This is a genomic window from Proteus sp. fly-1008 (genome assembly GCF_040140305.1).
GTDB lineage: Bacteria > Pseudomonadota > Gammaproteobacteria > Enterobacterales > Enterobacteriaceae > Proteus > Proteus vulgaris_B.
This window is the reverse complement of the sequence record NZ_JBEEWH010000005.1, coordinates 72,862-96,356: the sequence shown is the minus strand read 5'-3', so window position 1 is coordinate 96,356 and position 23,495 is coordinate 72,862. Positions and strand designations below refer to the sequence as shown.

The 23,495-nt window shown below is 30.5% G+C and carries 25 protein-coding genes; 7 read left to right on the top strand and 18 right to left on the bottom strand.

Annotated elements, in window-relative coordinates; genetic code table 11:
* Window positions 1-96 precede the first annotated feature (96 nt).
* The 18 genes from ABN256_RS10485 to ABN256_RS10400 all read right to left on the bottom strand — a co-directional run bounded on the left by ABN256_RS10485 (window position 97) and on the right by ABN256_RS10400 (window position 19,104).
* Window positions 97-1,122, bottom strand: a complete 1,026-nt coding sequence (locus ABN256_RS10485) for an IpaD/SipD/SspD family type III secretion system needle tip protein (protein ID WP_340893968.1) — start codon at window positions 1,120-1,122, stop codon at window positions 97-99.
* A gap of 142 nt (window positions 1,123-1,264) precedes the next feature.
* Window positions 1,265-2,641, bottom strand: coding sequence for an IpaD/SipD/SspD family type III secretion system needle tip protein (locus ABN256_RS10480; RefSeq protein WP_231619354.1), 1,377 nt, complete (start codon window positions 2,639-2,641; stop codon window positions 1,265-1,267).
* Window positions 2,642-2,644: 3 nt separating this feature from the next.
* Window positions 2,645-3,487 carry a type III secretion protein gene (locus tag ABN256_RS10475; RefSeq protein WP_196554527.1) on the bottom strand — a complete coding sequence of 281 codons (843 nt, stop codon included), beginning with the start codon at window positions 3,485-3,487 and terminating at the stop codon, window positions 2,645-2,647.
* Window positions 3,488-3,510: 23 nt separating this feature from the next.
* Window positions 3,511-5,739 (bottom strand): type III secretion system translocon subunit SseC family protein, encoded by a 2,229-nt coding sequence (gene sctE / locus ABN256_RS10470; protein ID WP_349439460.1) that lies wholly within the window; start codon window positions 5,737-5,739, stop codon window positions 3,511-3,513.
* A complete protein-coding gene (sicA, locus tag ABN256_RS10465; protein ID WP_072069113.1) occupies window positions 5,732-6,247 on the bottom strand; it encodes a type III secretion system translocator chaperone SicA in 516 nt (171 codons plus the stop codon). Before sicA ends, sctE begins: the two co-directional genes overlap by 8 nt.
* A 150-nt stretch (window positions 6,248-6,397) precedes the next feature.
* Window positions 6,398-7,459 carry an EscU/YscU/HrcU family type III secretion system export apparatus switch protein gene (locus ABN256_RS10460; protein ID WP_197269838.1) on the bottom strand — a complete coding sequence of 354 codons (1,062 nt, stop codon included), beginning with the start codon at window positions 7,457-7,459 and terminating at the stop codon, window positions 6,398-6,400.
* On the bottom strand, window positions 7,452-8,225 hold the full coding sequence (gene sctT / locus ABN256_RS10455; RefSeq protein WP_196554530.1) for a type III secretion system export apparatus subunit SctT: 774 nt from the start codon (window positions 8,223-8,225) through the stop codon (window positions 7,452-7,454). The genes ABN256_RS10460 and sctT overlap by 8 nt, the downstream gene beginning before the upstream one ends.
* 5 nt (window positions 8,226-8,230) lie before the next feature.
* Window positions 8,231-8,485 (bottom strand): type III secretion system export apparatus subunit SctS, encoded by a 255-nt coding sequence (gene sctS / locus ABN256_RS10450; protein WP_196554531.1) that lies wholly within the window; start codon window positions 8,483-8,485, stop codon window positions 8,231-8,233.
* On the bottom strand, window positions 8,485-9,144 hold the full coding sequence (locus ABN256_RS10445; protein ID WP_196554532.1) for an EscR/YscR/HrcR family type III secretion system export apparatus protein: 660 nt from the start codon (window positions 9,142-9,144) through the stop codon (window positions 8,485-8,487). Before ABN256_RS10445 ends, sctS begins: the two co-directional genes overlap by 1 nt.
* Window positions 9,145-9,148: 4 nt before the next feature.
* Window positions 9,149-10,072, bottom strand: a complete 924-nt coding sequence (locus ABN256_RS10440; RefSeq protein WP_349439459.1) for a FliM/FliN family flagellar motor switch protein — start codon at window positions 10,070-10,072, stop codon at window positions 9,149-9,151.
* Entirely contained in the window at window positions 10,069-11,286 is a 1,218-nt protein-coding gene (locus ABN256_RS10435) for a hypothetical protein (protein ID WP_196554534.1), read from the bottom strand. The genes ABN256_RS10440 and ABN256_RS10435 overlap by 4 nt, the downstream gene beginning before the upstream one ends.
* A complete protein-coding gene (locus ABN256_RS10430; protein WP_349439458.1) occupies window positions 11,264-11,728 on the bottom strand; it encodes a type III secretion protein in 465 nt (154 codons plus the stop codon). Before ABN256_RS10430 ends, ABN256_RS10435 begins: the two co-directional genes overlap by 23 nt.
* The gene (gene sctN / locus ABN256_RS10425; RefSeq protein ID WP_072069123.1) at window positions 11,712-13,013 is read right to left on the bottom strand and encodes a type III secretion system ATPase SctN; all 1,302 of its coding nucleotides are present in this window, start codon (window positions 13,011-13,013) and stop codon (window positions 11,712-11,714) included. The genes ABN256_RS10430 and sctN overlap by 17 nt, the downstream gene beginning before the upstream one ends.
* A gap of 3 nt (window positions 13,014-13,016) precedes the next feature.
* Complete coding sequence (locus tag ABN256_RS10420; protein WP_072069124.1) at window positions 13,017-13,430, bottom strand: InvB/SpaK family type III secretion system chaperone; 414 nt, start codon at window positions 13,428-13,430, stop codon at window positions 13,017-13,019.
* Between the two features lie 8 nt (window positions 13,431-13,438).
* Window positions 13,439-15,544: an EscV/YscV/HrcV family type III secretion system export apparatus protein gene (locus ABN256_RS10415; RefSeq protein ID WP_196554536.1), complete on the bottom strand. Its 2,106-nt coding sequence runs from the start codon at window positions 15,542-15,544 to the stop codon at window positions 13,439-13,441.
* Between the two features lie 27 nt (window positions 15,545-15,571).
* A complete protein-coding gene (sctW, locus tag ABN256_RS10410) occupies window positions 15,572-16,648 on the bottom strand; it encodes a type III secretion system gatekeeper subunit SctW (RefSeq protein WP_197269836.1) in 1,077 nt (358 codons plus the stop codon).
* 4 nt (window positions 16,649-16,652) lie between these two features.
* Complete coding sequence (gene sctC / locus ABN256_RS10405) at window positions 16,653-18,365, bottom strand: type III secretion system outer membrane ring subunit SctC (RefSeq protein WP_197269835.1); 1,713 nt, start codon at window positions 18,363-18,365, stop codon at window positions 16,653-16,655.
* Window positions 18,349-19,104, bottom strand: a complete 756-nt coding sequence (locus tag ABN256_RS10400) for a helix-turn-helix domain-containing protein (protein ID WP_072069126.1) — start codon at window positions 19,102-19,104, stop codon at window positions 18,349-18,351. Before ABN256_RS10400 ends, sctC begins: the two co-directional genes overlap by 17 nt.
* 295 nt (window positions 19,105-19,399) lie before the next feature.
* On the opposite strand from ABN256_RS10400, the gene ABN256_RS10395 reads away from it, so the two are divergent.
* From ABN256_RS10395 to ABN256_RS10365, 7 genes are read left to right on the top strand one after another with little or no spacing between them, the layout of a single operon-like run.
* Window positions 19,400-20,479 (top strand): hypothetical protein, encoded by a 1,080-nt coding sequence (locus ABN256_RS10395; RefSeq protein WP_349439457.1) that lies wholly within the window; start codon window positions 19,400-19,402, stop codon window positions 20,477-20,479.
* A gap of 50 nt (window positions 20,480-20,529) precedes the next feature.
* A complete protein-coding gene (sctF, locus tag ABN256_RS10390; RefSeq protein WP_072069128.1) occupies window positions 20,530-20,784 on the top strand; it encodes a type III secretion system needle filament subunit SctF in 255 nt (84 codons plus the stop codon).
* A 23-nt stretch (window positions 20,785-20,807) separates the two neighbouring features.
* On the top strand, window positions 20,808-21,092 hold the full coding sequence (sctI, locus tag ABN256_RS10385; protein ID WP_197269833.1) for a type III secretion system inner rod subunit SctI: 285 nt from the start codon (window positions 20,808-20,810) through the stop codon (window positions 21,090-21,092).
* Window positions 21,093-21,094: 2 nt separating this feature from the next.
* On the top strand, window positions 21,095-21,856 hold the full coding sequence (gene sctJ / locus ABN256_RS10380; protein ID WP_196554541.1) for a type III secretion system inner membrane ring lipoprotein SctJ: 762 nt from the start codon (window positions 21,095-21,097) through the stop codon (window positions 21,854-21,856).
* Complete coding sequence (locus ABN256_RS10375) at window positions 21,837-22,400, top strand: OrgA/MxiK family T3SS sorting platform protein (RefSeq protein WP_196554542.1); 564 nt, start codon at window positions 21,837-21,839, stop codon at window positions 22,398-22,400. Before sctJ ends, ABN256_RS10375 begins: the two co-directional genes overlap by 20 nt.
* Window positions 22,381-23,073: a ubiquitin family protein gene (locus ABN256_RS10370; RefSeq protein ID WP_196554543.1), complete on the top strand. Its 693-nt coding sequence runs from the start codon at window positions 22,381-22,383 to the stop codon at window positions 23,071-23,073. Before ABN256_RS10375 ends, ABN256_RS10370 begins: the two co-directional genes overlap by 20 nt.
* The gene (locus tag ABN256_RS10365; RefSeq protein ID WP_072069133.1) at window positions 23,063-23,494 is read left to right on the top strand and encodes a hypothetical protein; all 432 of its coding nucleotides are present in this window, start codon (window positions 23,063-23,065) and stop codon (window positions 23,492-23,494) included. The genes ABN256_RS10370 and ABN256_RS10365 overlap by 11 nt, the downstream gene beginning before the upstream one ends.
* The last annotated feature ends 1 nt before the right edge of the window (window position 23,495 follow it).

Sequence of the window (23,495 nt, the reverse complement as noted above, 5' to 3'; positions counted from 1 at the left end):
ATTATTCTTTGTAAAGTGAAAAGCGGATAGTTATTTTCTATCCGCTCTTTTTATCCCTAAAAAATCGCATTATCCATAATTTTACTCTATCTATATTTAAAAACGTAAAAAACCTTTAGCCATTTCTAATAATGTATTCATTGTGCTACTCACTATTTTAACAAAATTATCATAATTACTATTTGCTGAACTATATTTTTTAGATAACTCATCAAGATTAGTATTAATATTTTTCTCGAAAGCATCTAATGTCTTTTTCAAAAGATCAAATTCAGTTTGTAAAATATCATGAGGAAATGAATCCATTTTCATTAAATAATCAATTAATTTATCCAGAGATGAAACATCAATACTGGCACTAAAACCAAATGAGATATCTGGCGGTATAGAGTTATCTTTTTTTTCTGATTTAACACCTTTTATTTCATTTAATAATTTGTCTAAGGCATTAACCGCACTATCAACGTTATAATTATTTTCATAATATATTTCTTCATCTTTAACATCTCGATGAAAATGCCCTTGTGCATCTTTTGTAAAAGACATGGATAAATTAAAGAAATTCCTTGCGGCTTTATCTCTGAGATCCAGTAAATTATTCAATAAATCATTAATATCGATATTAATATAACCGTCTTTACTCCCAGCTTTAACTGCATCACTCAGTAAAGCAAGAATTTCTCTTAGTTCTTTCACAAACTCCATATACTTTGCAAATATATCTTTTAAAACATCAAGATAATCATTTTTACCTGCAACTATAGATTGTTTTACATCATTAAAAAGATCAAACAATGAATCGGTCGAGTACTCTTTTTTAAGAGCATTATCGTGTAAGCTCCGAGATAATGTATTCAAATCATTCAATGCTTTTTTTTCTATCATTTTTGATTGAACATACATATTATCATTGATATATGATCTCTGTTTCTCTGTAAACTTATTTTCTTCATAATAAGAATTGTTAATATTTTTACTTTCTTTTTTTATATCCTCTAAAGAATAATAAATATTATTTAAAAAATTTTCCACTTCTTCATCATGCGGAATCGGATTAGAATATAAATTTAAGGATGTTTTATGATCAACATGATAATTGTTGACATCAATAGCGGTAGCCATAACCTAACCTCTTATATTATTAATAATAAAAGAAGCAACTTAGAATTAATATATTCCAAAGTTGCATGTTAAGTAGCAGCATTATTAAGTCTTTTTATAAAGTCAAAAATGAGTCTTAATTATTATTTTTATCAATCTAAAGTTAATATCGTAAAAATCCTTTTGCCATTTCAAGTAGAGTATTCATGGTACTACTGATTATTTTGATAAAATTATCATAATTACTATTTGCTGAACTAAACTTTTTAGAGAGCTCATCCATATTCACATTAATTCTTTTCTCTACAGAATCTAATGACTTTTTAAATAAATCAAATTCAGTTTGCAATTTATCATGATATATATTGCTATTTTTTATTTTATTATCATTTTCCTCAATAATTTTTCCCATCTCTTCATCAATATCAATCAACGGTATTATAAATCCTTTATAATCTTTAGATTTTATTATTTCTGCTCTTCGATTTACTTCAAGTGCTCGATCTTTTACCAATGACTCTCTTTTCTCTTTTAATTTTGTCTCTGATAAAACCCCCAGTGAAGCAAGATAAGGTTCAAAAAGATCCATCAATTTATCAATATCAGAAAAATCAATTGAACACAGACACTCTATGTCAATATCACAATTATCAGGCAGTAATAGCGCCCTTTGATTCATCTCTTTATTTAATGGATATTCTTTTTTGTCTTTTTCCAACTCTTCAGTTTTAATAGGAGGAGACGTCTCCCTTTCAACTAATGTATTTTTATCTAATTTCACAGGAAAATGTGATAGTGTAATATTAATACCTTTTATTCCTTTTAAAATCTTCTCCACTGATTTAATTGAAGTTTCTACTTGATTTTTATTTTTGTAAAAAATTTCATTATTATTAAATTGACGGTGATATTTTCCATCACCTAAATAAGAAAATAGCATTCTATTATAGAAAAAAGAATCTTTCTCCCTCATGCTTTTATATTTTTTTACAACAGAATTTAATCCCTCATAGAATTTCACATAATTAATCGCAATGTATCCATCTTTTTTTCCTGCTTTTGTATATTGACTTAATGAAGAAATGGCTTCTCGTAACTCTTTAACATAGTCCATATAATTAGAGAAAATAGATTTCAATATATCTAAATAGCCATGTTTACCCACTACGATAGATTGTTTAACTTCATTAAAGAGATCGTGCAGTGAATCTGTCGTTGATTTGCCCGATGGAGGGGCTTTTTCTATTATCGACGATATCTTATTAATCTCTTGAATTATTTTTTTATTATTAAAACAATTTTTATCATATTTCCTCTTTAAAATAAGAGATGATTCTTGAGAGTTAATACTTATATTTTCTTTACTATTTAACCCTTTATCAATATAGATATCTTTATATTCTTGCTGTATCTTTTCTAATAATTCACAAACTTCTTTTTCAGAATAGTGACGCTTAGATCCACTGATATCATTGATTTCTAAAGTAGAATAACTATCAAAATGTGTATTAGCACCCCCTTGATAAATAACTTTATGCATTATTTATCCTCTTACATTGGAGCCAATAGAAGAAGCGGCATCTTGATTTGCGTGAATAATAGCTTCAATCGCTTGTAATAATGCTTTGATAATTTCAGCGACTTCACGCTGGAGCTCATTATTATTATTAATAACATGATTGGTTGTACTACTGCGAGCCTCTAATATTTTTTGTTCGCCATCAATTTTGATCGCATTAATTTGTAATGATTGATCCGCAATACGCGCTAAAGGATCGGCAGTCGCCGTTATTAATGTCCCTTTCACCATCATCGGATTAGAGTGACCAATGAGCTCTTTCCCCATACCTTTAATGGAAGTAAAGGCGCCTAAACCATGGATCGTCATTGACACAGCTGCACTGCTAATTGCCGCAGTTAGCATAATACTGGCTTTTTTATTAAGGTTATCCTTCATCTGATCTGCCATATTGAGTTCAACCGTCATCAAAGTTGCCCCTAATTCTCTTGATGCTTCAAATTTCTTTATCATTGCCTCTAAATATTTAACAATGAGGTTAATTAAATTCATCATTTCATCTGAAATAAAATTAAATTGTCCCGTATTTTTTATAATTTTATTTTTATCTATAGGAAGATTAACATCCAACTCATCTAATAATATTTTTATATTAGGTTTCTTAATTTCAGGTTCAGATAAAACAGGAATAGTTTGATTAATATCTTTTTTGGCATTTTCAATTAAAACTTTCAATTTATTAGTGAGGCTACTTTCCGATCTATTATATTCTATTTTCACCTCATCAATATTTAAATTAACATCTTCATTTTGATAGTTAGTATTAATTCTATTTTCATTTGATGGACTAATGCTTGGCGTTGCCATATAAACCTCTTGTTTATTCTAATTTAGAAAGACATATTTCTTATCATATCTGATTTTGCTTTATTACTTATTGAAGATTGCTGACTCATATTTTTTAATATCTCAGTAATGGCATCAATATTTTCATGATAACTTTCCATGATCTTATCCATTAATTTTTGAATAAGATCTAATATTGCCTCTATTTTTTTACTATCTGCGATTGATTGTAATATCTTTGTCGAGATGGTTGTGCTGTAAATATTAACGGCATTTATTGCTGTTGAATTCACTAATTTAGAAACAACGACGGTTCTATTTAGCATAGTCAATGCTTTATCAGATATTTCTTTAGCTAGTAGCTTATTAATTTTCTCCATCACTTTTTCAAAAGTTTCGATAATAATTTCTTTGATCATCTTACCTAACATTGCTTCTAGAGAATCATGCAATACTTTTTTTAGCGTATCTCGCATCTGTTGGTTCACTATTTTCTTTGCAACTCCAGATATTGCATTAGCAGCAGAACCAACAATAAAACTTAATCCAATTGCGGCAACAAATAACGCGGTAGTGATTAAAATCTTTAATGCGATTTTTATTTTATCTTGTATCGCGGCTTTTAATTCATTGACTATTTTTTCTAAGCCAATATTTTTTAATACGTCTAATGTAGAGTTAAGCGCATCAGCGAGAAAATCAACAATGCTATCTATTGCGCTCATTACGGCTTCTGAAATGGGCCCCATTATTTCATCCATAAAGGATTTGTTGTTTACCGCCTGATAAACCTCATCAGCAACCGTTAAAGCCACATCAGCAACAAATAGTGCAACTGCAATTCCCATTAGCGCCATCGAAGCGCCTGCTGTAAAAACAGAAGCAATCCCAGCAACTAAAGTCAGTAATCCACCTAATATTTTTAAACCAATACCTGCCCAAAATTGAATTTCTTCTTGTTTTTTTATTTGTGCTTTTTGATCTTCTATTTTATCTTTTAATGATTTTTCGGTCACGTCCTGCATTTCATCAAATAGCTTTTGCTCGCCTTCAGAGCGTTGTAGCATGACTTTCAATGTTAGCTCTCTTGTTTTTGCTAATAGAAAAGTCAGTAGCGCCATACCTGACAATGTGTCAGACATAATCTCAAGCTCTAATGCACTTTGAGATACGGTTAATTCACGATAAACCTCTTTTGCTTGCTCAAGCTTTGTTTTTATTGATTCATTTTCTTTTTTATTAATTAATGCTTTTAATTCATCAGTATGAGACGTTATTTTATTTATTTTATCTTCACTGAGTGAAACATCAGGCATGTATTTAAAAGCATCTTCAAAAAAATGAAATAACTGATTGTATAATTTATCTAGATCATCCAATGAAATATTAGAAATATCATTAGGTAGATTTAAGAATGGAAAAGTTTTTTTAAGTAAACTTTCCATATCTGATTTTGATTTAATATTATCTGATAATAATTCGTTAATAAGTGATTTAGGGATATTTTTATTCTTTAAAAAATTATAAACATCTTCTTCTGTTTTGAAATTATTGTTTTTTATTTGATTAAAAATTTCCATCCAATAATCAACAAGAGCATCTTTATTGTTTTTAATTTCATTTAATATTTTTCGAAAATCATCCCTTAATCCATTAATACCTTTGGATAATCTATCTAGCTTATCCATATAATATTCAAGTTTATCGGGATCTTTAATCCTATCTAATACATTTTGATGAATAATATTTTGATATGAGAGTTGTAAAAATAAAAAATCATAATCTTTATTTGATTTTTTACTTTCTGAAGGTGCAGAAATAAAAGAAGGAGAGTGTGAAACATTTTTTTCAGCGAATTGAGTCTCCTTATTTTCATCATAGTCATTCTTTTTATTGACTTGAATATTATCTTTTTTTTCTTCTACATGTGAAAAAACCTGTCTATTTTGATCAATTTCACCTTTATTATTGTTATGTTCGTCAATACCTGTTTTTGTTTTTTGAGTAGAAAATGATTTTGTTTTAAATTGAGATTCATTTTCGAAATCAATTCGTTGAGTTATTCTTTTACTCTCAACAGGTAGTCTAAGAATCGGTGCTAACGTTTGATCATCTTTACCTTTAAGTTGTAAAGAGACAATATGCTCACTCGACGCGTTAATTCGTTGTGCTTGTTGGGTTGATCCTTTAGTCACCTTTTCCACTTCCATTGAAGGAAGTGGAATAGAATTAATCATATTATCAGATCTATTAGTTTTATATATTTCACTCATGTTGTTCTTCCTTATTTTCATCAAGAATGATAAGAGGAACATCTTTTAATGATTCTAAATAGATTAATGCTCTTTCTTTTATTGATTCATCATTAATGTTTTTTGAAACCTGATCAAAACAATATTTTGCTTTTTCTTTATCACCTAAAGATAAATTACATTGTCCAGCATAAAAAACAGGTCGATAATCTTTTTTAGCATTTAAATAAGCAAGTGCATAAAAATCAATAGCAGGTTGATATTGTCTTTTTAGTTGTTTAACTGCGGCTAATCCCATAATGTAATCGACATTATAGAAATCATAGAGGCATAAAAATTTGAAAATAGCCTCAGCTTCATCCAGTTTTCCTTTCTGGTAGAAGTCATAAGCAAATGAATAAATTCCTTCCATAAATCCTTCTGGAATAGCACCTTCATCCTTGATTGATGTTCCATTTTGAACAATGGAAACAATATAGTTTGCTAATTGATCAAGTTCTTTTTTTGACATTTTTTCATGTAATGACATTATTTTAATCCTTTCATCGATGATGAATAATTAATAGTAAAATTCTAGGATGATTATTAATTAATTACTTTAATAAAACACACGCCTATATTTATAAATACAAATGCATTATTTTTATAATTAAAACATCGAATGCATCACGTAAAGCAATCAATAATTTGTATAATCCATCTCTTCTCTTAATAATCCTTCATTTTCTATTCTCTTAAGCCAAATAAGAATATCCATAACATCTAATAAATCTTGATCTATCATTACATCAAATAAATGATATTTATGATAAATTTTTCTCGCCAGCTCAGGATAACGAACAATAGGCGTTCCCACTTTTTTAGCATAAGCTTTCACTGCCAATGCTTTATCATTAATACAACTCAATGAAACTAAAGGCATAATGCCATTATCAGGATCAAAATAGATACCAACCGCCACATGGGTTGGATTGACAATAACGGCAGATGAATCCCGGATCACTTTTTTCATGGGTTCATCAAGTAATTCCTGATGGAACTGTCGTCGAGTTGATTTTATTTCAGGATCACCTTCCATATTCTTATATTCTTGTTTAACTTCATGTTTTTCCATCATCATATCTTTCATAAAGATAAAGAAATCAGCAATAATATTTAAAATAAGAATAGGTATTGAAAGAATAAAAAATACAAATACAAAATTAACGACTAGTGAACACCATTTATCAACAATAATATTTAAACTCGAGCGGTATAATATAAATATTTCCGTACTATGTAAAATAATAAAAACATAACAAGTAATTAAAAATATAACTATAAATAATAATGTTTTTAAAAGATCTTTTATTGTTCTTATGCTAAATATTTTTTTAAATCCAGATATTGGATTAATATGATTAATATCAATTTTAATGGCTTCAGTCGCAAGCTTAAATCGTGAACTAAATAAAGAAGGGATCGCACCAGATAAAAAAGTTACCAGTAAGATGGGTAAAACAATATCAAAAAAGAGTCGATAGATAACACCTGTATAGCTCTTTAATGTAATATTCATTGGATTGAGTAACAATGATTGATAAAAGCGACTAAATTCATCTAAATTTACTTGATGAAATAAATATATAACACCAATAAGATAGACAAGCCCTGATGTCAGCTCTTTACTCTTAAAAATTTGCCCTTTTTTTGCAGAGTCATCGAGTTTTTTCTGGGTGGGCTTTTCTGTTTTTTCAGCCATGATAAATACTCATAAAAATCGTATAAAAGTATCTATTATTAAAAAATTCATAAAGCTCTGTGGTCATCGCCGAAGTAAAGAAAATCAGTAATGATATAAAGGCAATAATTCCTTTTATACATAATGATAGTGAAAATGCATTTAGCTGAGGACAAAATAAAGAATAAACCCCCAATGCCACTTCGCTCAAAAACATAATAATCAGTACAGGTGAAACCAAAACAAGCGCAGTACAAACCATATTATTTAGCCAGTTACCAATGAAAGAATAACCAATTTCTTTGTTAAAATAGCCAATAGGAAATACATCATAGCTATCTTTTATCGTACTCATTAATAAGGTTAGCCCGCCTGTCGATAAAAAATAGGCAGCACAAAATAAACCCGTTAATGAAGCGAATTCAGAAGACTCAATTCCCGTAGTTGGATTGATAGTATCCCCAATACTAGCGCCCCGTTGGTTATCAATAAACTCGCCAAATGCAGACGCAATCCAAAATGGAGTGGCAAAAAGAATCCCAATTAAAACGCCAAGAAGTAATTCACTTAATAATATTATCTCCCATATATTTCTTACTTCATCTGTAATAATAATGTTGGGTCTAATTCCCATAGCGATATAAAAAATAATGATATATTTTAATAATTGGCTATTAAGAATACGACTATTTAAAAAAGGAATAAAAAGAAAGATAGGAAATAATCTTGCGACAAGTAAAAAAAGATCAACTAAATAAGTCTGTATATACCCTAGCAGTATTAACATATTATTTATCCTGCAAATCCTAGCGCCATCATCTCTTTTGCATACACTAATATTTTATCACCCATCCACCCCATAGTGACTAATAAGCAAACAAAAACGCCAACAAGTTTTACACCAAAAGGCAATGTCTGTTCTTGTATTTGTGTAATGGTCTGTAATAAACCAATCGCCAATCCAATGAATGTCGCAATGGCAATAGGTCCTGCTGAAAGTAATATCACTAAATAAACGGCTTTATTTGCCGCATAAACCATATCCATTACCTTACCGCCATGAGTTCAAGATATTGATTAATTAGTCCTTTAGCTAATAGAGTCCAACCATCCATAGCGATAAATAAAATTAATTTTAACGGCACTGATAATGTGATTGGGCTCATCATCATCATCCCCAACGCTAATAAAATACAAGAAACAACTAAATCAATAACAATAAAAGGTAGATAAAGATAAAAACCAATAATAAAGGCAGATTTTATTTCACTTAATGCATATGCGGGAAGTAGTGATAACAACGATTTTTCTATATTTTCTTTCTCGCCATAGCTATCAGGTCGATTGCCTTGTGCTTGTTCAAAAAAATCTAATAATTCAGGATCAGAATATTTGTACAAATATTGTTTATATTCCTCTAATGCATCATCAGAAAATCGCTCAAAAGAATCGGGAGAGGTTATATCAACCGGATTTTCAATAAGATATTGATAGGTATTTTTTGCTATTGGTGTCATAACAAACAAAGCCATCATTAATGCAATTGCATTGAGTACCATATTAGAAGGCACTTGCTGAACACCTAAAGCATTACGAGTCATAACAAGTACGATTGAAAATTTTAAGTAGCAGGTTCCAGCAGCAATAATAAAAGGAGCTAATGTTGCTAGTGCTAACGTTAAAATGAGCGTTGTTGAGCTTTCCATATATTTAGTCTTGCAATAAATGGGAACGTTGAATTTCCACAGCTAATCGTTCACCCACTTTAATTAATTCCCCTTGAGCAATAGCAACACCATTAACAACTAATGTAATATGTCGTGAGGCATTATCAGATAATATAATTTGTTGCCCTATAGCTAGTTTTTCAATTTCCTCAATAGGTAATACTTTACTTTCGAGTAAAAAAGACAGGGTGATAGGAATAGTACCAATTGATTTTAAATCCCTATTGTCTTGTGTCGCTATATTTGTATCAATATCGTCTATTAATGCTTCTTTCTCTACTTCATTATTCAGCAACTCTTCTTCTAAAACCACCATGTTTTCTCCTTCTTGCCATTGATAACTCATCCATTTTTTTTCACCAATAATCAGTGAAGAATCAATACTATCAATCAGCACAATATCGCCCAAAGAAAGGGTTTTTAATAACGAAACAGACATTTTGCTATTACCGAGATGGAATTGAGCAATAGCATTTATTTCATTTTTTGAGGACAACATCCATTCATAATGCCCCTCAAAAGAGCAAATAAATACATCTCCTATTGAGGTATTAACAAAGGGATAACTAACTTTTTTCTGCTCTCCTAAACAGATATTATCTACAGTTACTGACATCTCTTCTTTCGAAAAAGGAAACAATAATTGTGAACATTTCTGTGAGAATAGAACGCGAAGATAAGCTTCAGGAACCGTCTCCCAATCTATTTTTTTTTCAGCATACAAGTTATCCATGGCTTGGTTAACGGCAACAAGCCCTGTAAATAAACCTAATGTATTCTTCCCTTTTATTTTAAAATAATAAGCAGATGCGATAGGCAATTGCGCTTCGTATAAAGAAGATAGGATTCTCATTGAATTGCTATTTTGATCCTGACTAATACTCTCTTTAACATCTGATAAGATCATTTTTCATCTTCTTTATCATCGGAAGGATCAATTGCATTAATCTGCCAATGAGAATTATCATTTTCTAATGAAAGCGCTAATCGCCCTTGATATTGATGAAAGTTATCTAAAGAGAATTGATAAACGCGTCCAGTTGAAGCAGTCAATTCGATCTTTTTATTGATATCAAAATTAATTTTCATCTGATGAAGCGCACTTCCCCATTTTTTAAAAACATAAGTAATACTAGGAGGTTGAGTCATCTTTGATACTTCTTTATAAAGAAGACTTAAAGCAGGTATATCAAGTAGTTTTTTATCTATTAAGGGTTCTTGTATTTTCTGTTGATACTCTGGTTTTATATTATTGAACATAGATATATCATTAACTTCTTCCTTTACTTTTTTTTCATTCAATTTTTGTCTTGCTGTATCAAATGAAAGACCATTTTTCTCTATTTTTTTACTGCTTGAATGATTATTTTCAGGGCCTGAATAATGTGATTTTTCTATTATATTATTGTGAAGATCCGATGCATTCTCTTTTATTTTAAATGCAGTATTATTTTCAGAAAAAGAGCGTTTTTCTTCATAAGGATGCTGTTTATTTTCTACTTTTTTTTCTATTTTGTTATCTACTTCTACTACATTAGGATTAATGTCTTTCTTTTTTTCTACACTTTCTAGTTTCTGATTGACGGCATTACTTTCACCAAGAAAACCTAACTCATTAATATCTAGTTTACTTTCCTTTTTACCATCAGAAGGACTAATACTTATGCCTTTAGTTGATTTAAAATCACTTGCCATTGTTATATTAGAAGAAATCGGTACTTTTTTACTTTCATGATCTGATAGTGTTCTTTTTTCTATTTTCACTTTCTTTGCATGAGCGAAAATTTGTGAAAATATTTTTCTTTGGGTTAATAATAATCCTTCTAAATTTAAAAAATCGGTTTCTTCCTTTTCATCTTTAGATTTTATCTTATTGGATTTTGTTTTTAGATAATTTTTTAGTTCAATATCATCCTGATGATTTAGATGATAAAAATCATCTAATTTTTGTTTTATCTTACTGCGATTTTTAGAGGAAATACTTTCATCATTAGACATCGATAATTGCAAATCAGCAGAAGGAAATGATGGTTTTTTAGAAAAAACAGACTTATTCTCACTATTTTTTTCATTGGATAAATTTGTATTCAAGTTAACATTATCTGTCTTTATTAATATCATACAATACCATCTCCTGTATTTCGTTCTGTTCTAATCTTTCAATATATAACTCTTTCTCTAATGCTTTTCTTTCAAGATAAAGCTTTATTTTATTTTGTTTTTTGATCGTCACTTCCCTTTCTTTTTGTAACTTTAGGCTTCCTTTTTTTAATTTTTCTAATTGATACTCTATTTCCTTAATTTGAGTAATAGAAATATTCAATGACACTAAGACAATAGCTTGTTTACGTTTTTGTTGATTTAACGAAAGAGTAGAATAATGCCCTGCCTTTTCATACATAGGGACTTCATTTTCCAGCGCAGAAGCTAATAACATTTGTTCTTTTTTCTTGTCTTCAGCTTCTTTTATTAACTGTTGATACTTTTGTTGCTCTCTTTCTATTCTTTGCTGGCGCTTAGCAATAGCATTCATCAATACCTGTTGATTAAGAGGTAAGCGCATAAAGTTGATTCAAAGTTTGTTGAAAATCGGCTTTTTCTTTGAAAGATTGAACAAGAAAAGCCTCTATTGCTGATTGTTTATTTACAGCAAGATCGTTTAACTCATTTTCACCCGCACGATATTCACCCACCTCTTGTAATAATTTAATATCCTGTAAACGCATCAATATTTGTCTTATTTTCAAGGCTGCTTTTTGCTGCTCAACATGGGTTACTTGCTGAAAAATACGGCTTACACTGCCTAAAATATCAATCGCAGGATAATGACCCGAAGCGGCAATTTTTCGTGAAAGATAAATATGTCCATCTAAAATAGAACGAATTTCTTCTCCTATAGCATCAGGCTCATCATCACTTTCAAGCAAGACAGTGTAAAATGCCGTGATTGAACCTTTTTGAGTCACTCCTGGTCTTTCTAAGATCGCGGGCAATTTATCAAACACAGAAGCAGGATAACCTTTGCGAACAGGAAGTTCGCCTGCCGTAAGAGCAACATCCCTTAAAGCTCGGCAATAACGTGTCATTGAGTCAATAAATAATACGACATTCTTGCCTTGTTCTCGGAAGTATTCAGCAACTGTAGTGGCAACTAATGCTGCATTACAACGCTCTATTGCGGGTTGATCTGAGGTTGAGCAAATTAATACTGTTTTTTCGCATCGTTTATCTGCTTTTAATTCCTCGACAAACTCTGTGATTTCACGTCCTCTTTCACCAATTAACCCGATAACAAAAACATCAGCTTGAGAAAAACGGATAAACATATTCATAAGCATTGTTTTACCCGTTCCAGCACTGGCAAAAATTCCCATTCGTTGCCCTAACCCACAACTTAATAATCCATCAACTGCACGAACACCTGATTCAAAAATTGTGGTGATAGGACGCCTTTCACTAAATAAGGGAGGATGACCATCAATAGGTAAATATGAATAGAAGTTTTCTTCTTCTATTTTTTTATTACTAAAGCGTAATAAATAGTTACCTTTAATATCAATCATACTCCCTAAAACATTGGGGCTTAAAGCGACTGAAAAAGCATTTCCCGTCGGTACTACGATTATTTGCAAAGAATAACCTTGCGAACTTCCCATCATACTTAAAATCGTAATACCATTGCGGAAACCAATCACGATCGCTTCACCAATAATATGACCATTAATGATTGAATCTTTTAATAGACAAATTTCTCCAATAAATACATCTCGTAGCGTAACTTCAAGAATATTACCTTGTATTCGCATAGGATGAGCCGCGTGATGAAATATTGAAAATGCATTGTTCATTTTTTATCCAACAAACTGTTGATGAACGCTATTCATCATTTGGAAATATTCATCAATTGCCTTTGCCATTGATTCACCATTTTGTAAAGCAATGGGCATAAATGAGGCACGTAGTTCTAATTCCGATTCGACTTTCACTAAAGCAGGCTGCCCCGGATAAAAACTCTCCATTTGATTATTAATACTGATTAATAATAATGATGTGCTACATTGTGATAATAAGTTTTCATCATATTCACCAAGCACAGACCAGATCATAGGAACCTCATCAACAACCAATAAATTAATATCGGGCATATCACCTAAGCTAATTGTTATTGTTGAATGATTATCAACAGATTTTCCCTCTGAAAATAAATCATTGCGGCCAATTACATTCATAGCATCCATAATTAAACTTGCTAGATCAACAGACATAATCTCTCCTAAATAGATTGTAAAACGTTAATTTCAATGTCAGATGTAATTTCATCATAAGACAATACAGATAATTGTGGATATTGCGTTTCTATCAGTTTTTTAACAAATCGTCTTATATCTATTGCTGTTAAAAAGACATAATCTTGAATATATTTAATCTCATCAATAGCGGTAGATATTTTTTCTATTATCATATCAAGCTCCGCAGGTTCTAAATTTAAAAATGTCCCTGATGAACTCTGTCTTATTCCACCACGAATAATCTCTTCTACATCATGAGATAAAATAATCACATTAAACTTTCCATCTTTTGAAAAAAATTGGCTAATATAACGTGAAAGTAGTGATCGTATATGTTCCGTTAAAAGCACAGGATCTTTTTCTCTACTTCCCCATTGTACTAATCCTCCTATAATTGTTTTTATATTTCTAATAGGGATCTTTTCTTGCACTAGACGTTGTAAAACATCATTAATTCGTTGAATAGATACTTGTCTATAACACTCTTTTAATAGCTCTGGTGAGTTTTCCTCTATTTTATCAAGTATATTTTTTGTCTCTTGTATTCCAAGAAATTCAACAATATTTAATGTAATCAAGTTGGAGAATTTTCTATAGAAATAATTTTCTGGTAATTCTACTTTATAATCTAACGATGCTAATTTATCCGCCTCATTTTTATTAACCCAATAATGGCTAACATCATCATCCTTAATTTCTAACAATTTAAAATCTAAAGATAAAAGTTCATCATTAGAATTTTCAATATAAACAAAGGGAAAAGGGCAATCAAATTCATCAGCCTTAACTTCGTTTATTAAAATAATAATTTTATTTTCATCAATTATATCTGAGTAATGAATAACAATATCAGGAAGCAATACACCATATTGTAAAATAAACTCTTTTTTCAACCATTTTTCGAACACTAATTTTGAAAGATACGCTTTCTTCTTCGAGGATACGGTAATAATTAAAGGTAATGTTTCTGCTTGAGATAAAGTAATGTTCTCAGTTAACAAACTATTTTCATCATCTAATTCATTCTTATTTGAAAATAGGTTTGAAATAATACTTTTTTTACCTTCAGGATCTGAAGCATTATCTTCATTTTTTTCATCCTCATTTTCTGTAGAGGCTACTTTTTTCTTGCTTTTCCATTTTTTTTTAAAGAAATAGCCTCCTAATATTATCGATAAAATAAGGAAAACAGGCGTTGGAAAACCAGGTAAAAAACCAATAACAAAAGCAAGGATGGCCGTCACTAATAATGCAAAATCTTGAGCAAGCAATTCATTCATAATGCTAAATCCAAGATTATTATTTTCACCACCAACACGCGTGACAATAAAACCCGCACTAATAGAAATCAGCAATGCAGGAATTTGGGCAACAAGCCCATCACCAATGGTCAAAAGTGTATAAGTATGTAACGCCTGTGAAATTGATAAATCCATTTGCGCCATACCGACAGAAATACCCCCAATTAAGTTAACAAAAATAATGATAATGCCCGCAATAGCATCGCCTTTAATAAATTTCATTGCACCATCAAAAGATCCATATAATTGGCTTTCTTGACCTAATTCTTTTCTTCTTATTTTTACTTCTTCATTAGTAATAATGCCGGATTTTAAATCAGCATCAATACTCATTTGTTTTCCGGGCATACCATCCAAAGAAAAGCGTGCCGCAACTTCTGCAACACGCTCAGAGCCTTTAGTAATCACTAAAAATTGCACGACAGTGACAATAGAGAAAACTACAAAACCAACGACTAAATTTTCACCGATAACAAACTCACCAAATGACATAATAATTTCACCGGCATCAGCATCTAACAATATTAATCGACTTGTACTAATAGAAAGAGCAAGCCGAAAAAGTGTCGTAATCAATAATAATGCTGGAAAGGTCATAAAGTTCAATATTCGGGTAATATAAAATGAACTCATAAAAATAAGAAGAGAAATAGTAATATTCAATCCAATAAGGAAATCCACAATATACGTTGGCAAGGGTATAATTAACATCATAATAACCAAAATCATAACCGATAATACGATTAGCTCTGGTTTGTTTTTTATTGCCAATAGGAATCTATAAATCATAGAAATTATCCATAAATTATTTTTTATTTATTTTCTTTGTTGATATTGTTCTAATTGGAGGTAATTATCTATAAGTTTTTGTATAATTATTTGGCATTCATCTTTAAATTCATAAGATAAATATAATGATTCAGGATAATTATTGAATATCGTCTTTAGCCCTTGTAATAATTTCATTTTCATATTAACCAAATAATTTATCCATTCATTTTCTAAAAGAGAGACTAAATACTTTTCCATTTCTTCTGGAAATGTCATTCCATGAAAAATCAATTGATACAGTTCTTTATCTGTTATTTTATTTTTTAAATCTTGTTTTTCGAGTTTATCTATATTGATTTCTATAAAACTACTTAAAGCCCGTAATTTATTAACTCGGTCAAGCAAGTAACCAAACTCTGAACTTTGAGAACAACTTGGCATTGATGATTGCATATCACAAATTATGCTTTGTGTTAGAAAACTCAAGATAATTGTACATTGTTTAATATCATATTCTTCTATCCACATTTTAAAAAAATAAATAGGTTCAAAATCAAGATTAATAAAACTACGATAAAGATTTCTTAATGTCGAAGCATTGAGAGAAAGTAACTTTGCAAATGTTTTAGCCTGAAGCGCAATATTAATACCGGCTCTAATTTGCTTTCCATTTTCACCTTCAAGTAAACGATTTATCTCATTCTCAATACCTGCATCTAATTGCGAACCTAGTTTTCTTTTTCTAAGTAATTCTCGTAAAACCATAACGAGATCACTTTCATCAGGGAACATTTTACGTAAGTAATTGAGCAATTCTTGCAAACTTCGCCCTGATTTTCTAAATAACATCATGACTTTATCAAGTTTTTTATCCGAGCCCTCTTCTGTAATATATAATGTACTTTGTCCTCTATTTGCTTTTTTATCTAATGATTGACCAAAACGTTGAGAAAATAGTGTTGCAACCATAGACATATCATCAGATATCTCTATTAATTGATTTTGATAGTTTTGACTTTCATTTATTTTTGGTTGTTTATACTCTGTTTCTTGTTGGCTTTTTTTACCAATACTATTGTTTGCCAAATTTGTAGAATTAGAGGTATTAATTGGCCCGATCATAGTGCTACCTCATAAAGGCTTGAAGCTGTTTTAATGCTTGAGATGTTTTTTTATCTATTGGTTGAAATGGATTTTCGATTAAAGATCCAAAATCTTCAGCATCCGTGTTTTCTAATAATCGAGGTTGCAGCATAAAAATACGGATCATTTTTTTATTATTATTAGACTCATATTTAAAAGCTCGGCCAACTAAAGGGATAGCACTTAAAAAAGGAACTTTAGTTTCGGCTTTCACATTATCTTCTCGTGTATACCCACCAATTAATAAACTTCCACCTTCCGAAACACGAGCAACAGTACTAATATTTGTACGGTTAATTACAGGTAATTTTTCAACACTTTCATCATCACCATTATCGTCTTTTTTTTCTGCACCATCTTCAAGATTAATGATCATCTCAATATCTTTACTTGAATTACCGATACGTGGTAACACACTGATCATTGTGCCAAATGTTGTCGATTCTAATGAAGCAACGCGTTCACCTTTTATTTGAGTATAAAAAGTCGTGTTGTTATCAAAAATGGCGGGGGTATTTTCTTGTGTTAATAATATTGGGCGAGATACCATTTGCGCTTCACCATCTTCACTCAATGCTTTAATTTTACCTAAAAAGTTAAAACCAGATACAACACTTAAACTTGCCGTATTAAAAAAGAAGCTACCTTTACCCGAGCCATAACTTGCTTGCCAATTAACACCTAAACTATCTGCTTTATTTTTAGAAATATCGATTATCCATAACGACAATTCAACTTGTCTTTTGGGTTTATCTAATTGAGAAATGAGTGAATCGATTAATATTAATCCCTCTCGGCTTGTCTTTACTAAAAGACTATTTGAACCCGGTAATGGCACTAATTCGACGTTATATTGCCCTATTTTAGTTATAATAGGAGCATTCGTTTCTTCAATACTATTTACCGTTTCATCGTATTTCTGACTATCGTTATTTTCTAGCGTTTTATGAGGTTCTACCGCTGTTCTTTCTATTCCTTTAGAGTGCATAAATAACTGCTGTAAAACAGAAGTAATACCCGGTAGCACCACTGTTTCATCGCGTAAGGTATAAGTTCTATCTTGTACAAAGGTATTTTTTAATGGAAATATCTGTACAAACTCATCACCATAGCGAGAACTCCCCACGGGTACTTGGTTATTGGTATTTTCATTAATTTTTTCTTGTGCATCATTATCTAAAAACTCAGCTGCGGCTTTGACTAATTTAATATAAACAGGAGGCCCCGAAATATAAAAAGTACGTTGATCTTGACCTGCACGCAGTGGATAACGCGGATCATATAATCCTACATCTTGTAAATAGTCTTTTAGCTCGATTAGACCTATATTTTTTACCTGAAAGAGTTCTTGTAATATCTCACTGCTTTCATAAATATAGATTGATTTTCCATCATTAAAATAGAGCAATGATAAACGTTTCACCATCAATTCAAATGCTTCTTCTGGTGAGGAAATATCAAAATTTCCAGTTACTCTTTCCTTTTTTACTGCATTACTCAGAATAAAAGGTTTATCTAGTTTATCTGATAACACGAGAAAAAATTGCTCGACTCGTGTATCAACCGCAATAAAAACATCCGGTTTTTTCACCTGATGCGTGTAAATAACCTTTCCTTGAGCAGCTTGAGTTTGAAAAGATAAACTGCAACAAAGTGCTAGCCCAATAACACAATAAATTTTATTTTTTATTTTCATAAAGATATTGACCAATTCGACGAAATTCTGTTGGTGTAATACCAAATAACGTCTTAATTTCATTAGAGAAATGAGATGCGGAACTAAATCCATTATCGACTGCAATTTGTGTCAATGATTCATCGGTTGATAGCGTGGTTAAAATTGAAGATGCTGCACGCCATGAACGCAATTGGCTTTTTCCACAATTACCTAAATAACGTTTACACAGTCGTCTAAAATGCGTACCTGATACTCCATATCGCTCTCCAATTTGTGCAATATTACTTTTTTTCTCATCTAAGTAACTAATAAGATGCAAAATAAGCCAATAACTTTCACTGTGTCTTATTGTGACAAATAGAGACTCTAATTGGCTTTCTGGTTTTATTGCTTCATTTATTAATACGTATTCTAGAGATTTATTAGTATCTTCTATATAAAAAATCTGCTGATTAATATCAAATTCAGATCCTATCGCTGTCATTTTTGAAAAATCACGAGCATAATCAATAAATGCCAATAATCTTGCACAAATAAAAAATGATCGTTTTTCAATACGCCAAGACTGGTTTTCTGATTGGAAAATAACATCATCATTTTTAGCATTATAAATAAAAGCCTTTCCTTTTATAATTCTAGTCTTTTTTTCGTCATATATCTTTACCGGATAATCATTCTTTAAAGGAATGCAAAAGAACAATGAATTACCTAGCAATATATTTTTATCGCCACTTATTTTTATATCATTTATCAACATGGTGAATACCTCTCGTTATACTTATCATAAAATTAAAAAGTAAAGATAGTAAATCTTTAGTTAACTCATTTTTATTATTTTACTTTATATAATCTTACAATAATATCTCACACAATTAACTATAAAGATGAATATCAGATTTTTTTCGTTTATTATTTTAAAAACATGACAATAATATATTATTTTCAAATATCAAATAAAAAACATGTTCTTTTTTTTAAAAGATTTTTTTTTATATTTCACTAAGCTACATTTAATTTATGAATTAATAACAATTTATCATTAGGCTAATTCCATGCTATATTATATTTATGTCCTCAATGGTCCATTAAGAGGCTCGTTAATTCCATTAACACCCAATCACTATACCGTTGTCCTGTATAAAAGCAACTATCAAGAAAGTAAAAAAGACAGTTTAAAAACAATCATTTACATTCCTTGTGATAAAGAAAAAGAAGAAAAAACACTCTCCATTACATTGGATGAAAAAAGGGGAAAAAATAATCAATACACTATTGAGCAAAGTTTAAACAAGGATGAAAAAGATAAAACTTACGATATAGTATTAGATAAACCTATTTATCTTAATGATATTCCTATTTTTTTAATCAGTGATAAAAGCACACTATCATTCTCTTCTTTTCATTTCAAAAATAAGAAAAAATCATTAAATTCCATCCAGAAATTTGTTTTTTCATTTACGATAATAATATTATTATCAATCTTCCTTTTTTCATTTTTCGTGTTAAAAAACAAGGATACAGAAACTCCACCGTCTATCCAAGAAAGCTTTAACTTCAAAGGTTTTGAAGGTAACGAAAACTACTATTGTGTTTATGATAAAAGCTATCCTATATTTGAAAAAAATAGTTTATCAAAAGAAAAGATCATATATATCAACACAGATAAAATAAATAACTTGCTAATTGATAACAATAAAAAAATAGTGCATTTAATCTTAAAAGATCAACAAAAACCCATAATTAACTTTATTTATCATAATGAACATGAAAAAATAAAAGTGATAAATTTTATCAACAATCGATTTACACCGTATTGTCTACCTATAATTCACGCCATTTCACTTCCAAGTATTATTGATGAAATGAATAAATTACCTTTTGCAAAAACGACAGGTTACAAAATTGAAGAAAAAAATAATCGATTGATTTTTATTTTTGAAGATATTTTAGATAAAGAAAATAAAATCATCATTGATGATTATATAAAAAAACAAACTACTCTTTTTGGAAGAAAATTTATTTTTTACCGCGAAAATATGAGTAATCCTACATTAAAAAACAAAGCTATTTTACAAGAAGATAACGGATATATTTTTCTTGATAGCCAACACCGTTATTTTCCTAAAGGATAATAGCAATACTAATACACGATGAATTTTAAAAACCATAAAGGATGAATATTATGCCAGCTTATCCCGTTGCCGATGATGTCAGCTCCATAGCAAAAGTTGATGATTATTTTCAAGAGCCAGTTAAAAACCAAAGTGATGCATTGAAAAATGCATTAGACGCATTAAAAGCCGATACCTCAAATGCAGCCGCATTAGCCGATTATCAAGCAAGACTTGCTGAATATAATATTACGCGTAATGCAGAATCAACGTCGATTAAAGTTGTGAAAGACTTGGCAATGAGCATTATCGGGAATATGCGTTAGTTTTTATTTAATGGAGGAAATATATGGCTATTACACCCGTTGTTCCTATTAATCTCAATGCATTATCCAATGAAAATAATCATGGTGAGGACAACCTATCCACGATTATGGCGAAGACAGTGACTCATAGTTTTCAATATGAAAAACAAATTCAAGAGAAGTTAGCAACATTAGGCAAACTGACGGATGTACAAAGTTATACCAAGCTACAAACAACGCTTAATGACTATACCATCACCATGAATTTAGCGAGCACGTTAGCCAGAAAATCACTGAATATTGTTGAAACATTACTCAAGGCACAATAGTAATGAAAATGCGATATTTGTTTTTGGCATTATTATGTTGCCTGTTTCCATTATTAAGTGGCTGTAAAGATCAATCTCTACTCACCAATTTGGATCAAAGACAGGCAACTGAAATTCAAGCCGTTTTACAAAAACACCAAATAACCAGTACTCGTAAAGCATTAGGAAAAGGGTTATTTGATGTTTCGGTCAAAAAAGAAGATATGGGAATTGCAATTCAAATTTTAGAAGAATATCAATTACCCACACTATCTCGAATTGAAGTGACTCAGTTATTTCCATCAGATGCATTGGTATCATCACCTCAAGCCGAAAAAGCACGTTTAATTTCTGCCATTGAGCAACGATTAGAACAATCATTACTCACAATTGACCATATTATTGATGCTAGGGTACATGTAAGTTATCCAATATCCCCGACTGAACGCGTTATTCCAACGCCTCATGCTTCAGCTTTAGTTTTTTATGAAGAGGGTATGCTAGATAATGATCAATTAAGCGAAGATGTTCGTGCTTTTATTCATAATGCCTTTAACGATATGAATGAAAATAATATTACCGTTTTGTTGTATCCAAGAAATATTAATAAGTTCAACATAATAAATAATCAACTTTATCAAAATAGCTCTGATTCATTTCTTACTTCTTGGTTATTTCTAAGTTTATTATTGGTAGTTATCGCCGTTCTCATTACGATTTCATTGATAATATTTCGACATAAAAAAACACAAAAGGAAGAGAATAATGACAAATCTAACTCCTGAGCAATTCGAAATGATATCCAGTGTAATGTATGATCCACTTAGTTATCTTCATGCAGATTACGATGTATTAGCGTCAAATAAAGAAAGTATAATTTGGCATAAACTCGCTAATCGTCAATTAATTCAGCAATATCAACTTATTAATCAACTAGATTGTGACATCGATATTATTGTAGAGAAAATTTTTACGCATTGGGTATTACTTCCCCGTTGCTCTCTATTTTTAGGCTATTTGTACTCTAGAGAAACGCTTTTATTATCTGGTAATTACTATCAGTTAGAGCCACAATTAAAAGCGTTTTTATCTCTTTATTCTGTTTTAAATATAGATAAGAAGATAACGGCTCCTCTGGAAAGTATCGTACCCATAAATATCGGCTATCAATTACTCTTTGATTTTATTAATTCAATTTCAACCGCACTGGCTCAACGTTTCACATTGCTTTTTGCACCACAATCATCACTAGTTGAACTTCCTCAGTCACTCTTTTTATCCCGTTCACTTTTTCTTTTGGTGCTAGATTATGCTGCGCTCGCTGTCTGAAAATCTTTTAACATACACTCGTGAAGGTGTATTAATACGAGCTAAATATGTTCGACAACTTGATAATATTTATAAAATCGAATTAGCGACCAAACTCGCGACAAAAAAAATGCTCCGAGATTTTAATGAGAAACTAGATGCGCATAATAAGGAGATAGCAAACCAAGCTTATAGTAAAGGATTACAAGCATTATTAGGGGATATATTAAAATTCTCAATTCAATATCAAGAACAATTGGTACAGTATGAATTTCAAAAAAGGGAGCAAATAATCGCTACTCTTGCTCAATTTTTTGACTCACCAGAAATACAAGTTGAACTCACACGTCGTTTAATTTCAGCAATACCTTCAGAGAAAAAAATAACGCTAGATATTCCAGCAACGCTACGCCCATATCTTGAGAAAGAGCTTAATAATATCAATATTGAATTGATATCTCATGACAACAAGACCATTGCTATTCATGCTGGTGATCAAGTGACTTTTTTTGATCCTGCTCTGTTACTCAATGATTTAAAATCACAATTTCACCAGCCTTTTTCTGAATCTTATCAAGCAACATTTACTCAAGAAATTAAAGACACTCTACTGAAATTTATTAATACGTTTGATGCATCAGATGATATGCATCCTCAAATAGAAACATCCAGTGAGGGTAATAATGAAGATTGATGCTTTAAAAACACAGACCTTATATGAGCCACAACCTCATTTTTCTGCATCAAAGCGCATTGCAAATCAGGAATTAGATCCTTTAATGGCGACACTAAATCCTACCTTTTACCAATATTTAAAAACCACCAACGTGAATACAGTCAAAGATATCTTAGCGTTATTAAATAAATTTGATGTTAAAAATGAAGGCAATCAAACCTTAAAAGAAAAACGTCAAGTTGCGCTATTAATGTATGCTCACCAAGAAAGTGAATTAGAAAATAGTGATAATAAAGAGGTAATTAATCAGGCGTTAATTTCACTTCTCTCTTACCAAGGCTTTTATCACCAATTTACACTCGACTTATTAGGTATGAACGATAACCAAGATGATTATGAGGGCTTCTTTAAACCCGATAACGCTTCGTTTTCTTTTTAAC

Coding starts and splice junctions, on each gene's coding strand:
- ABN256_RS10485 (WP_340893968.1), bottom strand. CDS start 1,122: ATGGCTACCGCTATTGATGTCAACAATTATCATGTTGATCATAAAACA.
- ABN256_RS10480 (WP_231619354.1), bottom strand. CDS start 2,641: ATGCATAAAGTTATTTATCAAGGGGGTGCTAATACACATTTTGATAGT.
- ABN256_RS10475 (WP_196554527.1), bottom strand. CDS start 3,487: ATGGCAACGCCAAGCATTAGTCCATCAAATGAAAATAGAATTAATACT.
- sctE (WP_349439460.1), bottom strand. CDS start 5,739: ATGAGTGAAATATATAAAACTAATAGATCTGATAATATGATTAATTCT.
- sicA (WP_072069113.1), bottom strand. CDS start 6,247: ATGTCATTACATGAAAAAATGTCAAAAAAAGAACTTGATCAATTAGCA.
- ABN256_RS10460 (WP_197269838.1), bottom strand. CDS start 7,459: ATGGCTGAAAAAACAGAAAAGCCCACCCAGAAAAAACTCGATGACTCT.
- sctT (WP_196554530.1), bottom strand. CDS start 8,225: ATGTTAATACTGCTAGGGTATATACAGACTTATTTAGTTGATCTTTTT.
- sctS (WP_196554531.1), bottom strand. CDS start 8,485: ATGGATATGGTTTATGCGGCAAATAAAGCCGTTTATTTAGTGATATTA.
- ABN256_RS10445 (WP_196554532.1), bottom strand. CDS start 9,144: ATGGAAAGCTCAACAACGCTCATTTTAACGTTAGCACTAGCAACATTA.
- ABN256_RS10440 (WP_349439459.1), bottom strand. CDS start 10,072: ATGATCTTATCAGATGTTAAAGAGAGTATTAGTCAGGATCAAAATAGC.
- ABN256_RS10435 (WP_196554534.1), bottom strand. CDS start 11,286: ATGATATTAATAAAGACAGATAATGTTAACTTGAATACAAATTTATCC.
- ABN256_RS10430 (WP_349439458.1), bottom strand. CDS start 11,728: ATGCGCTTACCTCTTAATCAACAGGTATTGATGAATGCTATTGCTAAG.
- sctN (WP_072069123.1), bottom strand. CDS start 13,013: ATGAACAATGCATTTTCAATATTTCATCACGCGGCTCATCCTATGCGA.
- ABN256_RS10420 (WP_072069124.1), bottom strand. CDS start 13,430: ATGTCTGTTGATCTAGCAAGTTTAATTATGGATGCTATGAATGTAATT.
- ABN256_RS10415 (WP_196554536.1), bottom strand. CDS start 15,544: ATGATTTATAGATTCCTATTGGCAATAAAAAACAAACCAGAGCTAATC.
- sctW (WP_197269836.1), bottom strand. CDS start 16,648: ATGATCGGGCCAATTAATACCTCTAATTCTACAAATTTGGCAAACAAT.
- sctC (WP_197269835.1), bottom strand. CDS start 18,365: ATGAAAATAAAAAATAAAATTTATTGTGTTATTGGGCTAGCACTTTGT.
- ABN256_RS10400 (WP_072069126.1), bottom strand. CDS start 19,104: ATGTTGATAAATGATATAAAAATAAGTGGCGATAAAAATATATTGCTA.
- ABN256_RS10395 (WP_349439457.1), top strand. CDS start 19,400: ATGCTATATTATATTTATGTCCTCAATGGTCCATTAAGAGGCTCGTTA.
- sctF (WP_072069128.1), top strand. CDS start 20,530: ATGCCAGCTTATCCCGTTGCCGATGATGTCAGCTCCATAGCAAAAGTT.
- sctI (WP_197269833.1), top strand. CDS start 20,808: ATGGCTATTACACCCGTTGTTCCTATTAATCTCAATGCATTATCCAAT.
- sctJ (WP_196554541.1), top strand. CDS start 21,095: ATGAAAATGCGATATTTGTTTTTGGCATTATTATGTTGCCTGTTTCCA.
- ABN256_RS10375 (WP_196554542.1), top strand. CDS start 21,837: ATGACAAATCTAACTCCTGAGCAATTCGAAATGATATCCAGTGTAATG.
- ABN256_RS10370 (WP_196554543.1), top strand. CDS start 22,381: ATGCTGCGCTCGCTGTCTGAAAATCTTTTAACATACACTCGTGAAGGT.
- ABN256_RS10365 (WP_072069133.1), top strand. CDS start 23,063: ATGAAGATTGATGCTTTAAAAACACAGACCTTATATGAGCCACAACCT.